The sequence below is a fragment of the Streptomyces sp. NPDC038135 genome, from assembly GCF_055601245.1.
In genome coordinates, this window is the sequence record NZ_JBVJXS010000011.1 from 67,446 (window position 1) to 82,159 (window position 14,714).

Consider the following 14,714-nt stretch of genomic DNA (forward strand, 5'->3'; position numbering starts at 1 on the left):
TCACCGTGACCACCACGACCGACCTGGTGTCGTACGAGGACGCGCTGGCGTCGTACGACCCCGTCATGGGCCTCGAGGTCCATGTCGAACTCGGCACCAAGACCAAGATGTTCTGCGGGTGCTCGACCGAGCTGGGCGCCGAGCCCAACTCGCAGACCTGCCCGGTCTGCCTCGGCCTGCCCGGCGCGCTCCCGGTCGTCAACGCGACCGGCGTCGAGTCCGCCATCAAGATCGGCCTCGCGCTGAACTGCGAGATCGCCGAGTGGTGCCGCTTCGCCCGGAAGAACTACTTCTATCCGGACATGCCGAAGAACTTCCAGACCTCCCAGTACGACGAGCCGATCGCCTTCAACGGCTACCTCGACGTGCAGCTGGAGGACGGCGAGAGCTTCCGCGTGGAGATCGAGCGCGCCCACATGGAGGAGGACACCGGCAAGTCGACGCACGTCGGCGGCGCCACCGGCCGTATCCACGGCGCGTCCCACTCGCTGCTGGACTACAACCGCGCGGGCATCCCGCTCATCGAGATCGTCACCAAGCCGATCGAGGGCGCCGGCGAGCGCGCCCCCGAGGTCGCCCGGGCGTACGTCCGGGAACTGCGCGAGCTCATCAGGGCGCTCGGCGTCTCCGAGGCCCGTATGGAGATGGGCCAGATGCGCTGCGACGTGAACCTGTCGCTGCGCCCGAACGGCACCGAGAAGTTCGGCACGCGTTCGGAGACGAAGAACGTCAACTCGCTGCGGTCCGTCGAGCGGGCGGCCCGCTTCGAGATCCAGCGGCACGCGGCCGTGCTGTCGTCCGGCGGCACGATCGTGCAGGAGACCCGGCACTTCCACGAGGACACCGGGTCCACCACCTCCGGCCGGGTGAAGGAGGAGGCCGAGGACTACCGGTACTTCCCGGAGCCCGACCTCGTCCCGGTCGCCCCGTCCCGCGAGTGGGTCGAGGAGATCCGCGCCGCGCTGCCGGAGATGCCGCTGGCCCGCCGCACCCGGCTGCTCGCCGAGTGGGGCATCTCGGCCACCGACATGCAGGCGATCCTGAACGCCGGCGCGCTGGACCCGATCGTCGCCACGATCGACGCCGGTGCCGACGCGGCCTCCGCCCGCAAGTGGTGGATGGGCGAACTGGCGCGCAGCGCCAACGAGTCCGGCAAGGCGCTGGACGAGCTGGCCATCACGCCGCAGCAGGTCGCCCGGGTCACCGAGCTGGTCACCAAGGGCGACCTGAACGACAAGCTGGCCCGCCAGGTCATCGAGGGCGTCCTCGCGGGCGAGGGCACCCCGGACGAGGTGGTCGACAAGCGCGGTCTGAAGGTCGTCTCCGACGAGGGCGCGCTGACCGCCGCCGTCGACGAGGCCATCGCCGGCAACCCGGGCATCGCGGACAAGATCCGCGGTGGCAAGGTGGCCGCGGCCGGCGCCCTGGTCGGCGCGGTCATGAAGGCGACCCGGGGTCAGGCGGACGCGGCCCGCGTCAAGGAGCTGATCCTGGAGAAGCTGGGCGTCAGCGAGGGCTGAGGTCACGACGGCCCCGGAGGCATCCCCCTCCGGGGCCGTCGCGCTGCCCGCCGTCCGTTCGCGGCGTACGGCGGGCGGCCCTCCCCGCGCGGCCCGTGCCGGCCTGCCGTGCTGCCCGTGCCGGCCTGCCGTGCTGCCCGTGCCGGCCTGCCGTGCTGCCCGTGCCGGCCCGCCGTACTGCCCGTGCCCGCCCGCCGCGCTGCCCATGCCGGCCCGCCGTGCTGCCCGTGCCGGCCCGCCGCGCGGCCTACGCCTGCTCGCGGCGTCCCACGACGCGGGCGAACCCGAGCGCCCGGCCCCGGTCCGCCCGCAGCAGCTCCACCGAGTCGCGTGCCATCCCCGCCATGAACTCGCTCGGGCTCTCCTGCGCGCAGACCTCGCTCCACAGCAGCCAGTCGCGCCAGCCGTCCTCCAGCCAGTCGGCCGTCTCCACGCGCACGGCCCCCGTGCGGGTCCAGTTCCGCCGCCACCACTCGGGGGAGTGGAACGCCCAGAACCCTGGGTCCCAGTGCGGCCGGAGGTGCTCCGGCGGCTCCGTCCCGTCGATCTCCTCCCGCAGCGCGGGCACGACGATCCCGATCCGCCCGCCGGGCTTCAGCAGCCGGGTCACGGTGGGCAGGTACAGGTCGGTGGTGCCGAAGTACTGGTAGGCGTCCACGGACACGACGGCGTCGAAGGAGCCCTCGGCGAAGGGCAGGTCGTGCGCCTCCGCGAAGACCGGCAGCACGCGGTCGGCGACACCGGCCTCGGCGAGGCGCTCGGCGTTGTCGCCGGGCTTCACCCACAGGTCGGCCGCCACCACCCGCAGTCCGTACTCCTTGGCCAGGAAGACGGACGTCATGGCACGTCCGCACCCCAGGTCGAGTACCCGGGCACCGGGCGGCAGCCGGTCGAGGCCCAGCGCCGGCGCCAGCCACTCCAGCAGCCACAGCGCGTGCGGGCCCATCTGGTTCTCGATGGTCCAGCGGGCGTCGTAGCGGCTGCTGCGCGGGTAGTCGGGGTGGGCGAGGCGGGCGGTGAGTCCGTCCCGGATGTTCGTCGTCTCGGTCACGAAGGACCATGGGTACCAGCCGGAGACCCGGCCCCGCACCGGGTTTTCGGTGACCGGCGTTATACGCTCACCCGCCATGAGTGGACGTACCGATTCCGATGCCGAACCCGCCATAGCCGAGGCGGACGGGCCGGACGGCCACGACGACGTGCACGGCGCGGACGACATGGACCACGCGGACGACATTGACGACGTGGAGGACGCGGGGGAGGCCCGCAGGGCCCGGTGGACCGCGGCCGGCACCGGAGGCCTGCTCTTCCTCGCGGGCTGTGCCGCCGCGCTGCTCCGGCTCACCGGCGCGTCCCCGGCCCTCGTCCCCGCCGCCTACGCCCTCGGCGCCGCCCTGTGCGCCCTCGCGGCCGTCCTCGGCGTTCGCGGCCGCACGCGCCGGGCCCTGTGGCTGCTGGTCGCCGGTACGGCGGTCATGGCCCTCGGAGACCAGTTCGACTGAGCGGCCCGCGCCCATGAGAGGGTGAGCGGCGTCCGGACGGTGGTACAGCGGGAGGAGCGGCAGCGCGATGTACGCGATGTCCCTGGGTGACGACGGCGCCGAACTGCGGCCCCTGGAGGTCTGGCACGCGGCGGACCTGCTCGCCAACATCGACCGGGGGCGCGAGTTCATCGGTCGGCACGTCGGACTGCCTGACGTGGTGACCGACCTGGACGCCGCCCGCGCCTACCTCGCGTCGTACGCCGAGAAGCGCGGCGCCGACACCGGCAGCCTGCACGGCGTGTGGCTGGACGGGAGGCTGGCCGGGGGACTGCTGTTCCGGGTCTGGGACACCCCCAGCGGAGTCTGCGAGGCCGGCTGCTGGCTGGAGCCGGCGGCGGCCGGGCGCGGGCTGGTCACGCGCGGGATGCGGGTGCTGCTGGACTGGGCGTTCGAGGAGCGCGGCATGCACCGGGTGGAGTGGCACGTGTCGTCGGCCAACGAGCCCAGCATCGGCGTGGCCCGGCGCCTCGGCATGACCCGGGAGGGCGTGCTGCGGGAGAACTACCCGTACCGGGGCGTGCGCACGGACACGGAGATCTGGTCGGTGCTGGCGCCCGAGTGGCGTGCGGCACGCGCGCGTACCGCGCCGGACGATCATTAAGGGACCTCTCAGACGGCGTCCGTACGGTGCCGGGCATGGCAACGAACACGCAGGACGTCAACAGGACCGACGACGAGAGGGCGGCGGAGGAGGCAGCGGCCGCCGCCGGGGCGGACGCCGCGAACGGAGCGGACGGCGCGGGACCGGCCGGGCGGCGGGCCGGCGAGGGCGAGGAGCCGCGCGGGGCCTGGCGGACGCCGGAGGCCGAGGGGCGCGAGGAGCCCGAGGGGCCGGAGGCTTCCGGGGAGGACGACGCCTTCGAGGAGGAGCCCGCCCGCAAGGAGCCCTCCGAGGTCGGAGCGGGCGCCGGCGCCGTGGTCTCCGCCGGGCTGGGCCTGGTCTCCCTCACCGGTGGCTGGATCGGCACCGTCGCCGCCGCCCGCGAGACCCTGGTCGGCCAGCTCCGGACCTCCTCCGGCGCGAGCGTCGCCCAGCAGATCAAGGAGGTCTACGGCGACGCGTGGCACACCACCGCCCTGTGGGCCGGCCTGTTCGCGCTGGCCGCCCTGGTCACCGGCGCGGTCGTGCTCGTCCGGCAGGCGCTCGGCGCCCCCGGCCGCCCGCAGGCCGCGTGGATCAGGTCGGTCGCCTGGGGCGGCGTCTCGCTCGGCGTCATCGGCCTGCTGCTGGCCGTCCTGAAGTACTCCGACGCGCTGCTCGCCCTGCCCTCCACGGGCTGAGCACCCCGGGTCCGCGCAGGGGCCTTAGGGAATATCCGAGCACCTTAGGGATCCCCTGGGGCCCCTTACCCGCGTCGGGCGCCGGACGCAGGCCCCCGAGATGCGGAACCCTCCCGATGTGGCGCACCCCCCTGGGGGACGAGTGTGGAGGCATCGCAAGGAGCGACGCCGACACCGGCCTCCGGAAGGACCACGCCATGTACGAGTTCGAGACCCACCGGTTCCGCCACGCCGAGCTGCGCCGTGCGGCCGCCCGGGAACGCCTGGCCCGTGAGGCCGTCGACGCCCGGCGCGCCGCGCGCCGCGCGGAGGAGACGCTCACGGGCGCCCCCGGTGCCGAACCCCATACCGGCCGCCCCCGCCGGCACCGGCTCCCGCGCACCGCGTGAGCGCCGGGCCCGCGGGTGCCGGTACCGGCGCGGGTGCCGGTACCGGCGCGGGTGCCGGTACCGGCACGGCCGTCCCGGCCGTTCGTAGGACCATCGCACCGAGTCTGTGGAAAACGGGTCCCGCGCCCCGCGGACCTCGTGCGATGCTCGGGCCCGTGGAGAACAGGTCCGTCAGTCCCGTGTTCGTCGGCCGAGCCGACGAGTTGGACACCTTGAACGACGCGCTCGCCCGTGCCGCCGCGGGCGAGCCGCAGGCGCTGCTGCTCGGCGGCGAGGCGGGGGTCGGCAAGACCCGCCTCGTCGAGGAGTTCGCCGCCGTCGCCCATCGCGGGTCGGCGGTCGTCGCCGTGGGCGGCTGTGTGGAGATCGGCGCCGACGGGCTGCCCTTCGCCCCCTTCTCCAGCGCGCTGCGCGCCCTGCGCGACGCCCTGCCCGAGGAGTTCGCCGCCGCCGCGGCCGGACAGCAGGAGGAACTGGCCCGGCTGCTGCCCGAGCTGGGCGAGGCCGCCTCCAGCCGCCACGACGAGCAGGGCACGGCCCGCCTGTTCGAACTCACCGCCCGGCTGCTGGAGCGGGCCGCCGCCGAGCGCACGGTCGTGCTCGTCCTGGAGGACCTGCACTGGGCCGACGCCTCGACCCGCCACCTGCTCGCCTACCTCTTCCGCACCCTGCGCACCGGCCACCTCCTGATCCTGGCCACCTACCGGGCCGACGACGTCCACCGCCGCCACCCGCTGCGCCCCCTGCTCGCCGAACTCGACCGGCTGCGCACCGTCCGCCGCCTCGAACTCGCCCGGTTCACCCGCGAGGAGGCGGCCCGCCAGATCGCCGGCATCCTCGCCGCCGAACCCGACCCCGCCCAGGTCGACGCCATCTTCGAACGCTCCGACGGCAACGCCTTCTTCATCGAGGAGCTGGCCGTCGCCGCCTGCGAGGGCTGCTGCACCGGCCTCTCCGACTCCCTGCGCGACCTGCTCCTGGTCCGGGTGGAGAAACTGCCCGAGAGCGCCCAGCGGGTCGCCCGGATCGTCGCCGAGGGCGGCTCCACCGTGGAGTACCGGCTGATCGCCGCCGTCGCCCGGTTCACCGAGGACGACCTCATCGAGGCGCTGCGGGCCGCCGTGGGCGCCAACATCCTCACCGCCACCCCGGACGGCGACGGGTACCGCTTCCGGCACGCACTGGTCCGCGAGGCCGTCGCCGACGACCTGCTGCCCGGCGAGCGCTCCCGCCTCAACCGCCGCTACGCCGAGGCCCTGGAGGCCGACCCCTCGCTGGTGCCGGCCGGCGCCCGCGTGATGCGCCTGGCCAGCTACTGGTACCACGCCCACGACCCCGCCAAGGCCCTGCCCACCGTCCTCGAAGCCTCCGTCGTGGCCCGCCGCCGGCACGCCTACACCGAACAACTGCGGCTGCTGGAGCGGGCGATGGAGCTGTGGGACACCGTGCCCGAGGAGGTCCGCTCCGCCCTGCGCCCGGTCGACTACACCGGCGTCTACCCCCCGTGCGGCTGCGACCCGGCCACCACCCCGCTGCGCTATCTGGATCTCATGGCCGAGGCGGCGGTCGCGGGCCGCTTCGGCGGTGAACGCGAACGCGCCCTGAAGATCGTCAGGCGGGCGCTGCAACTGCTCGAGGACGATCCGGACCCGCTGCGCGCCGCCTGGTTCTGGGTCCAGCGCTCCCGCCTGGTCCAGGCGCTGGCCCGCGGCGACGGCTGGCAGGAACTGGCCACCGCGCAGGAGCTGGTGCGGGGCCTGCCGCCCTCCGAGGTGCACGCCGAGGTGCTGACGGAGTCCGCCGGCTGGTCCATGCTGCACCGGCCCGGCCCCGAGGCCCTCGCGGACGCCGAACAGGCCGTCGAGTACGCGCGCATGGTGAACGCCCGCGAGATCGAGCTCAACGCCCGCCTCACCCTGGGCGGCCTCATGGTCGACGCCGGGGACATCGAGGCCGGGCTCGCGGAGATGGTCAGGGTCAAGGACGAGGCGATCGCCGAGGGCGTGTCCCAGGTGGCGGGCCGCGCCCATGTGAACCTGCCGGGCTCGCTGCAGTCCGTCGGCCGGGACCGGGACGCCGAGCCCATCCTGCGCGAGGGCATCGCCTTCACCCGCAGGTACGGGCTGCCCGACTCCCAGGCCTGGGTGTGGGGCAACCTCTCCGACGCGCTGTACTCGACGGGCCGGTGGGAGGAGGCCGCCGAGGCGGCCGGCCAGGCGATCCGCATCGGGCGCAGCGCCAAACCCCGCGGCGCGGGCGCCCTGCGCCTGGCCCACCTCGCCCTGGCCCAGGGCGACGGCGCGGAGGCCGCCCGCCAACTGGCCACCGCCCGCGCCCACTACGGCACCCGCGATCCGATGCCCCAGAACGGGCTGCCCCTGGCCCGCATCGCCGTGGGCGTCGCCGCCTGGGAGGGCCGGCTCCTCGACGCCCGCGCCGAGTTCCTGGCCGCCCTGGAAGGCGGCTTCCCGGCCGGCACTCAGCGCTACGCCTGGCCCCTGCTGCTGGCGATGGCCACCGCCGAGGCCGACGCCGCCACCCTGCCCGCCGCCGAAGCAGGCCGGGCGGACCTGCTCGGCCGGCTCTCCGCGGCGGCCCGCCGGCTCATCGCCGACGCCCCCCTGTGGTGCGCCTACGACCAGTGGACCCGCGCCGAACTGCGCCGGGCCGAGGGCCGCGACACCGACGCCACCTGGTCACCGGTGGTCACGGCGTTCGAGAGCCTGGACCGCCCCTACGACCTGGCCCGGGTGCGCCACCGTCTCGCCCAGGCGCTGCTGAACGGCGGCGGCGAGGAGCACCGGGAGCGGGCCGTGGAACTGCTCCGGCTGTCCGGGGCGGTCGCCGGCCACCTCGGGGCCCGTCCGCTCGCCGACGCGGTCGCCCGCCTCGCCCAGCGCGCCCGGCTCACCCTCGGCCACGCCCCGCGCCGGTCCCTCGTGCCCCCCGATCCGGTGGCGGCCCTCGGCCTCACCAGCCGGGAGCGGGACGTCCTGCGCCTGGTCTCCGCAGGCCGCACCAACCGCCAGATAGCCGAGGAGCTGTTCATCTCCCCGAAGACCGCGAGCGTGCACGTCTCCAACATCCTCGCCAAGCTGGGCGTCTCCGGCCGGGGCGAGGCGGCGGCGGTGGCACACCGGCTCGGGCTCTTCCCGCCGGACGCCGAGGAGCGGCTGGTGGCGGGCTAGCGGCGGCGGACACGAGCGGCGCGCGACGGGGGGCGGCCGGTCAGCGGACCGAGACCTCCAGCACCCGGTCGTCCCCCTTCTTCGGCTTGCCCCGGCCGTCGGTGTTGCTCGTGACCAGCCAGACCTTGCCGCCGCCCGCCGGAACGACGGTGCGCAGCCGGCCGTACTCGCCGGTGAGGAACGCCTGGGGAGCGGCCGAGGCGGAGGTGCCGCGCAGCGGGACGCGCCACAGCCGCTCGCCCTTGAGTGCGGCCATCCAGATCACCCCGTCGACGTAGGCGATCCCGCTAGGGGAGGCCTCGTCGGTGTGCCACTCGGCGACCGGGTCGCGGAAGCGGGAGCCGGAGGACCGCCCCTCGGCGTCCGGCCAGCCGTAGTTGCCGCCCGGCACGATCGCGTTCAGCTCGTCCCAGGTGTCCTGGCCGAACTCCGAGGCGAACAGGTGCTGCCTGGAGTCCCAGGCCAGCCCCTGGACGTTGCGGTGGCCGTACGAGTACACGGGGGAGCCGGGGAACGGGTTGCCGGGGGCCGGTTCGCCCTCCGGGGTCAGGCGGAGGATCTTGCCGCCCAGCGACTTCCTGTCCTGGGCCAGGCCGCGGTCGCCGCTCTCGCCCGTGCCCGCGTACAGCATCCGGTCCGGGCCGAAGGCGATCCGGCCGCCGTTGTGGATGAACCCCTTGGGGATGCCCTTGAAGACCGTGTCCGGGGCGCCCAGTTGCTCACCGGCCGGCTTGCCCGCGTCGTACAGCATCCGGACGATGCGGTTGTCCGAGGCCGAGGTGAAGTAGGCGTAGATCATGTGGTCCGAGGCGAAGCCGGGGGAGAGGGCGATGCCGAGCAGCCCGCCCTCGCCCTCCGGCGCGACCCCGGAGACGGTGCCCACCAGGGTCTCGCGGCCCGTCTTCTCGTCGACGCGGATGATCGTGCCGTCGTTCCGGGAGGAGACCAGCAGACCGCCGCCGGGGAGCGGGGCCAGGCCCCACGGCGTCTTCAGGCCCTCGGCGACGGTGCGCAGCACCTTCACGGAGCCCTTGGCCGGCGGCGCCGACTCGCTCGCCCGGCCGGACGGGGCGGTGGCCGTCGCCGTCCCCCTCGGCGCGGTGCTCCCGCCGCCACCGGGCAACCTCTCGCCGCCGGAGGAGCAGCCCGCCGTCAGCAGGAGCGCGGTCGCGGCCAGCACGGCCGTCACAACTCGGCGTTGCACGATCATGGTCCCTTCGCAGCGGCGGACGTACGACAGCTTCTCCCTCTCATACTCCGCGCGTCCCGCCCGGGTTCCCGCCCGGTGCGCACCGCATGCCGGACCGCTCAGTCCCAGGAGCCGCGCGCGGCCGGGAGCCGGGAGACCTCCGCCAGGTCCTCCGCGGTCAGGCGCAACGCGGCCGCCGCCGCGTTCTCCGCGGCCCAGCGCTCCCGCTTGGCGCCGGGCAGCGCGATCACCTGACGGCCCTGTGCCAGCACCCAGGCCAGCGCCACCTGCGCCGGGGTGACGTCCGTGCCGTGCCGGGCGGCGATGCGGCGCAGACCGGCGACGATCGGCTGGTTGGCCGCCATCATCTCGGCCGTGAAGCGGGGGTGCCGGGCGCGCACGTCGTCCGGTTCGAAACCCTCGCCGGGCGTCAGCGTGCCGGTCAGGAAGCCGTTGCCCAGCGGCATCGCGGCCAGGAAGCCCACGCCCCGCGCCTCGCACCACGGCAGCAGCGTGTCCAGAGCCTCCGGCGACCACACCGACAGCTCCGCCTGCACCGCGCTCACCGGGAAGACCTGCTGCACCCGGTGCAGCTGACGCAGCGTGGTGTCGTGGACCCGGCTGCCCGAGCGGCGGCCGGCCCGCGCCCCCACCGCGCACAGGCCCAGCGCCCGCACCTTCCCGGCCCGCACCAGGTCGGCCATCGCGCCCCAGGTCTCCTCCACGGGGACCTCGGGATCGGCGCGGTGCAGCTGGTAGAGGTCGATCACATCCGTCTGCAGCCGCCGGAGCGAGGCGTCGCAGGCCCGTTTCACATAGCCCGGGCGGCCGTTGGCCACGATGTGCTGCTCGCCCACGAGCAGCCCCGCCTTGGTCGAGACGAAGGCGTCGCGGCGCCGCTCCCTGAGCACCCGGCCCAGCAGCAGCTCGTTGGTGAACGGGCCGTACATGTCGGCCGTGTCCAGCAGGTTCGAGCCCGCGTCCAGCGCCCGGTGCACGGTTCTGAGCGACTCGTCGCCCCGCTGCCGGGAGCCGGTGTAGGCCCAGCTCATCGGCATGCACCCGAGTCCGACGGCCCCCACCGCGAGCGCACCCGCGCCGATCGTCCTGCGCTCCACCTGCTCGTGAACCTCCCTCGTCCGGTCCCCCAACCTAACGCCCCGCCTCCGTACGCCTGACATAGCCTCCTGCCATGACACAAGACGTGTGGCTTCCCATCGCGCCGGAGGAGATCGAGGGGCTTCCCCAGGGGCCCCGCTACCTGTTCTGGGACGGAGGCGACGACGGCGAATCGGAGTTTCCCGGCGATCCCGCCGACTGCGCGTTCTACGTCGTGCCGTACATGCGTCCGAGCACCGTCGGCCTGCGGCCGATGGCCCGCATGAGCACCGTCCGGGTCGTGCAGACGCTGTCGGCCGGCGTCGACCACGTGAGCCCGGGTCTGCGGCACCTGCCGCCGGGAGTCCGGCTGTGCAACGCGCGCGGGGTCCACGAGGCCAGCACGGCCGAACTGGCCCTGGCGCTCGTCCTCGCCTCCCTGCGGGGCATCCCCGACTTCGTCCGGGCGCAGGACCGGGGCGAGTGGCGCGGGGGCTTCCACCCCGCCCTCGCCGACAGGACCGCCCTGATCATCGGCTACGGCGCCATCGGTGCCGCCATCGAGGACCGGCTCGTGCCCTTCGAACTCGCGCGGGTGGCGCGCGTCGCGCGCTCAGGGCGCACAACGGCGCGCGGTCCCGTCCACGCGCTCACCGAGTTGCCCGCACTGCTTCCGAAAGCCGATGTCGTGATCCTCTCCACGCCGTTGACGGAGGCGACCAGGGGTCTGGTGAACGCGGACTTCCTGAGCCTGATGAAGGACGGGGCGCTGCTCGTCAACGTCTCCCGCGGCCCTGTCGTGGACACGAACGCGCTGCTCACCGAGGTGCAGAAGGGACGCATCACCGCCGCCCTCGACGTCACCGACCCCGAGCCGCTGCCGCCGGGACACCCGCTGTGGACGGCGCCCGGTGTGCTCATCAGCCCGCACGTCGGCGGTCCCACCTCCGCCTTCCTGCCGCGCGCCAAACGGCTCCTGGTGGACCAGTTGCACCGATTCGTGAACCACGAGCCCCTGCGGAACGTGATCCTCACTACGGGGACCTGACACACTCCCGGCACCCTCCGCAATCTTTCGAGCGCGGAACGTGTTGACATCTTGGCTGATCGTCACGGAGCGTAGAGAAGCTATGTCCCTGAGTGACGATCCTGGTGTATCGTCCCGACAGGGGCTGCGCCGCCGACCCGTTCGGCGCCGGGGATGGACAGATCGGACCTGTGAGGGGGGCGACGGGCGATGCACGGCCTATGGACGAACGATCCGACGCGGCGGAGCCGCCGGCGGGGACCCTGGCGCACGACCGCGCGCAGACGCGGCCACCACACGAGCCATCACTGCCACCGCAAACCGGCGGGCCGCGGCAGGCACGCGGCGCACCGGGACACCGGGGAGCCGGGAGCGGCACGCACCGGGAGGCCCCGGTGAACGCCCCGCCCGCCCTGACAGGCGCCCTCGACGGCGCGCCGCTCGCCGCGCCCGCGCCGCCGGCACCGGCGCCCGCGCGCCGGCCGTCCGCCGCCGAGGGCCCGCGGCTGGTGCCCCAGCTCGTCCTCGCCCTGGTCTGCGGGGCCTACGCGATCGGCTCCATGTTCGACTGGGGCTCGGAGAAACTCGCCCTGTTCATGGGTGACTTCGGGCTGAGCGCCGCGGCCGGCGCCGCCGCCGTCTCCTGCTTCCGCTACGCCCGCGCCCCCCGGATCCGGTTCCGGCCGGCCTGGCTGCTCTTCGCGCTCTCCTCCACCATGGCGTCCCTCGGCAACGCGGTCTGGGGGTGGTACGAGGTCGTCCTGGAACGGCCCGTGCCCAGCCCCAGCTACGCCGACCTGTTCTTCCTGTGCTTCGCGCCGCCGGCCATCGTGGGCCTGCTGGTCCTCGCCCAGCGGCCGGCGAACCGGGCCGGCTGGATCTGCCTGGCGCTGGACGCCTGGCTGATCGGCGGCTCGCTGCTCACTCTGTCCTGGAGCCTCGCGCTGGCCCAGGCCGCCCGGTTCGACGGGCCGAGCGTGGCGCACACCGCGCTGTCACTGGCGTACCCGCTGCTGGACATCGCGCTCGTGAGCATGGTGCTCGCGCTGCACTTCCGCCGCTCCCCGGGCAACCGCACGGCGGTCAACACCGCGATCGGCGCGCTCGCCCTGACGGTGATGTGCGACGCGCTGTTCACCTCGCCCCTGCTGCACAGCAGTTACCACTCCGGGCAGCTGCTGGACGCGGGCTGGTTCGCCGGTTCGCTGCTGCTCGCCTACGCCCCCTGGGCCGCACCCCACCGCACCGGGGCGCCGGACGGCGAACGGCGCGGGCCCGAAGGGCACTCCCGCGTGGTCCACGAGCACGTGCCGGGGCAGCGCGGCCCGGGCCAGCCGCACGTGCCACCGCCGCCGCCCGCGCAGGGCGGCGGCGACCACCCGCGGTACCTGCCCGGCCGGCCGATCACCGGCTCACTGGCCGCGCTCACGCCGTACCTGGCCGCCGCCGTGTGCACCCTCGGCATCCTGTACAACGTGCTCAACGGCCGACGGCCCGACCACGTCGTGCTGATCACGGCGGGCGCCGTCGTGCTGGCGCTCGTCATGCGGCAGGGCATCATGCTGCTGGACAACATCACCCTCACCCAGGAACTGGCGCAGAAGGAGAACCACTTCCGCTCCCTGGTGCAGGGCTCCAGCGACGTCATCATGATCGCCGCGCCCAACGGCATCCTGCGCTACGTCTCCCCGGCCGCCGCCGGGGTCTACGGACGGCCCGCCGAGGACCTGGTGGGCACCGAACTGGCCGCTCTGATCCACTCGGAGGACCTGGGCTGCGTGGTGCACGAGGTGCGCCGCTTCCTCGCCGCCAGCCCGCTCGACGAACCCACCACCCGCATCGAGTGCCGCTTCCGGTCGGGCGACGGAGGCTGGCTCAACGTCGAGTCCACGGTCAACCGCCACCACGGCGGTCTGATCTTCAACAGCCGCGACGTGACCGAAAGGGTGCGCCTCCAGGCCCAGTTGCAGCACAACGCCGAGCACGACCCGCTCACCGACCTGCCCAACCGCGCGCTGTTCACCCGGCGCGTCCAGCAGGCCCTCTCCGGCCGCCGCGCCACCGACCGGGGCGCCGCCCTGCGCGGCACCGCCGTGCTCTTCATCGACCTGGACGGCTTCAAGGCCGTCAACGACACGATCGGGCACCAGGCCGGGGACGAGCTGCTCGTCCAGGCCGCCCGCAGACTCCAGGACGCCGTACGGCAGGGGGACACCGCGTCCCGGCTGGGCGGCGACGAGTTCGCGGCCCTGATCGCCGGGGACGGCACCCGCGACCCGGCCGCCCGGGAGCGGAACATCCTGGAGCTCGCCGACCGCCTCAGGACCACGCTCTCCCAGCCCTACTGCATCGACGGCAACGATGTCCGGGTCAACGCCTCCATCGGCGTCGCCTTCGCCGAGCCGGGACTCGGCGCGGGCGAGCTGCTGCGCAACGCCGACCTCGCCATGTACCGCGCGAAATCCGCCGGGAAGGGCCGCGTCGAGCTGTACCGGCCGCAGATGCAGCAGGACGTCGTACGCAAGGCGGAGCTGGCCACCCGGCTGCGCGCCGCGCTGCACGACGGCGAGTTCGCGCTGCTGCACCAGCCGGTGGTCAGCCTCGGCAACGGCCGGATCACGGCGGTCTCCGCGCAGGCGCGCTGGCGCTCCTCGCAGGGGGTGCTGTTCACTCCGGCCGAGTTCCTGAGAGTGGCCGAGGACGGCGACAAGACCGCCGAGCTGGACCGCTGGATCCTGCGGGAGGCGGTGGACCGGGCCGCCGAGCGGGCCGCCGCCGGCCACGTCGTGCCGGTCGCCGTGCGGCTGAGCGCCCGGCGGCTGCTGGACCGCTCGATGCCGCTGGGCACCGTGGAGGCGCTGCTGACCCGGCACGGGCTGCCGCCCGGCGCGCTGATCCTTGAGCTGTCCGACACCGACCACCGGACCTCCCTCGAGGAGCTGGAGCGGCGGCTGACCGCGCTCAGCCGGCTCGGCGTGCGGATCGCGCTCGACGGCTTCGGCAGCGGCCACGCGGCCATCACGGCCCTGCGGCGGCTGCCCGTGGACATCCTCAAGCTGGACCGCGGCCTGGTCGAGGGGGTCGTGGAGTCGGCCAGGCTGCACAAGATCACCAGCGGGCTGCTCCGCATCGCCTGCGACCTCGGGCTCCAGTCCGTGGCCGAGGGCGTGGATCTGCCGGAGCAGGTGACCGCGCTGCGCGCGATGGGCTGCACCCACGGCCAGGGCAGCGCGTTCGCGGGTCCGCTGGACGAGTACCGGCTGCGGAGGGCGCTCGGATCCGGCCACTATCCGGTGCCGCACACCCCGGTCGAACCGGCGTTCGCTGGCGGCACGGCCGGGGTGTACACCGGAGGAGTGTCCGCCGTCATCGGAGGTGGCAGTGCCCGTCGCTCACATAGTGAGACGCCCGTCCCACCCACTTGACACGTGGTGCGTGCCGGGGGGAGGGTCAGTGCCATGCGCACCCGAATTCTCGT

General features: G+C 74.3%; 11 protein-coding genes. 8 read left to right on the forward strand and 3 right to left on the reverse strand.

Annotated features, from left to right (window positions below):
• Nucleotides 1-5: 5 nt before the first annotated feature.
• Nucleotides 6-1,520: an Asp-tRNA(Asn)/Glu-tRNA(Gln) amidotransferase subunit GatB gene (gene gatB, locus ACZ7JA_RS29470; protein WP_351664493.1), complete on the forward strand. Its 1,515-nt coding sequence runs from the start codon at nt 6-8 to the stop codon at nt 1,518-1,520.
• A gap of 247 nt (nt 1,521-1,767) precedes the next feature.
• On the opposite strand, the gene ACZ7JA_RS29475 is transcribed toward gatB, so the two are convergent.
• A complete protein-coding gene (locus ACZ7JA_RS29475) occupies nt 1,768-2,571 on the reverse strand; it encodes a methyltransferase domain-containing protein (RefSeq protein WP_351664491.1) in 804 nt (267 codons plus the stop codon).
• A gap of 76 nt (nt 2,572-2,647) precedes the next feature.
• Between ACZ7JA_RS29475 and ACZ7JA_RS29480 the strand changes: the two genes are divergently transcribed.
• The 5 genes from ACZ7JA_RS29480 to ACZ7JA_RS29500 all read left to right on the forward strand — a co-directional run bounded on the left by ACZ7JA_RS29480 (nt 2,648) and on the right by ACZ7JA_RS29500 (nt 7,922).
• Nucleotides 2,648-3,022, forward strand: a complete 375-nt coding sequence (locus ACZ7JA_RS29480) for a hypothetical protein (protein ID WP_351664489.1) — start codon at nt 2,648-2,650, stop codon at nt 3,020-3,022.
• A 67-nt stretch (nt 3,023-3,089) separates the two neighbouring features.
• Complete coding sequence (locus tag ACZ7JA_RS29485; RefSeq protein ID WP_351664487.1) at nt 3,090-3,665, forward strand: GNAT family N-acetyltransferase; 576 nt, start codon at nt 3,090-3,092, stop codon at nt 3,663-3,665.
• 35 nt (nt 3,666-3,700) lie between these two features.
• Nucleotides 3,701-4,345: a hypothetical protein gene (locus tag ACZ7JA_RS29490; RefSeq protein ID WP_351664485.1), complete on the forward strand. Its 645-nt coding sequence runs from the start codon at nt 3,701-3,703 to the stop codon at nt 4,343-4,345.
• Nucleotides 4,346-4,542: 197 nt separating this feature from the next.
• On the forward strand, nt 4,543-4,734 hold the full coding sequence (locus ACZ7JA_RS29495) for a hypothetical protein (protein ID WP_351664483.1): 192 nt from the start codon (nt 4,543-4,545) through the stop codon (nt 4,732-4,734).
• Nucleotides 4,735-4,877: 143 nt separating this feature from the next.
• Entirely contained in the window at nt 4,878-7,922 is a 3,045-nt protein-coding gene (locus ACZ7JA_RS29500; protein WP_470811415.1) for a helix-turn-helix transcriptional regulator, read from the forward strand.
• A gap of 40 nt (nt 7,923-7,962) precedes the next feature.
• Here the strand turns inward: ACZ7JA_RS29500 and ACZ7JA_RS29505 are convergent, their stop codons facing one another.
• Together ACZ7JA_RS29505 and ACZ7JA_RS29510 are read right to left on the reverse strand one after the other, a co-directional pair.
• Entirely contained in the window at nt 7,963-9,132 is a 1,170-nt protein-coding gene (locus tag ACZ7JA_RS29505) for a PQQ-dependent sugar dehydrogenase (protein ID WP_470811417.1), read from the reverse strand.
• A gap of 98 nt (nt 9,133-9,230) precedes the next feature.
• Nucleotides 9,231-10,229: an aldo/keto reductase gene (locus ACZ7JA_RS29510; protein WP_351664477.1), complete on the reverse strand. Its 999-nt coding sequence runs from the start codon at nt 10,227-10,229 to the stop codon at nt 9,231-9,233.
• A gap of 74 nt (nt 10,230-10,303) precedes the next feature.
• On the opposite strand from ACZ7JA_RS29510, the gene ACZ7JA_RS29515 reads away from it, so the two are divergent.
• Both ACZ7JA_RS29515 and ACZ7JA_RS29520 read left to right on the forward strand, forming a co-directional pair.
• A complete protein-coding gene (locus tag ACZ7JA_RS29515; protein ID WP_351664476.1) occupies nt 10,304-11,257 on the forward strand; it encodes a 2-hydroxyacid dehydrogenase in 954 nt (317 codons plus the stop codon).
• A gap of 374 nt (nt 11,258-11,631) precedes the next feature.
• Nucleotides 11,632-14,661 carry a putative bifunctional diguanylate cyclase/phosphodiesterase gene (locus ACZ7JA_RS29520; protein WP_450742870.1) on the forward strand — a complete coding sequence of 1,010 codons (3,030 nt, stop codon included), beginning with the start codon at nt 11,632-11,634 and terminating at the stop codon, nt 14,659-14,661.
• Nucleotides 14,662-14,714 lie beyond the last annotated feature (53 nt).

Bases quoted from the DNA above. Each gene is read 5' to 3' on its own strand.
- ACZ7JA_RS29480 (WP_351664489.1), top strand. From the start codon at position 2,648: ATGAGTGGACGTACCGATTCCGATGCCGAACCCGCCATAGCCGAGGCG.
- ACZ7JA_RS29485 (WP_351664487.1), top strand. From the start codon at position 3,090: ATGTACGCGATGTCCCTGGGTGACGACGGCGCCGAACTGCGGCCCCTG.
- ACZ7JA_RS29490 (WP_351664485.1), top strand. From the start codon at position 3,701: ATGGCAACGAACACGCAGGACGTCAACAGGACCGACGACGAGAGGGCG.
- ACZ7JA_RS29495 (WP_351664483.1), top strand. From the start codon at position 4,543: ATGTACGAGTTCGAGACCCACCGGTTCCGCCACGCCGAGCTGCGCCGT.
- ACZ7JA_RS29500 (WP_470811415.1), top strand. From the start codon at position 4,878: ATGCTCGGGCCCGTGGAGAACAGGTCCGTCAGTCCCGTGTTCGTCGGC.
- ACZ7JA_RS29505 (WP_470811417.1), bottom strand. From the start codon at position 9,132: ATGATCGTGCAACGCCGAGTTGTGACGGCCGTGCTGGCCGCGACCGCG.
- ACZ7JA_RS29515 (WP_351664476.1), top strand. From the start codon at position 10,304: ATGACACAAGACGTGTGGCTTCCCATCGCGCCGGAGGAGATCGAGGGG.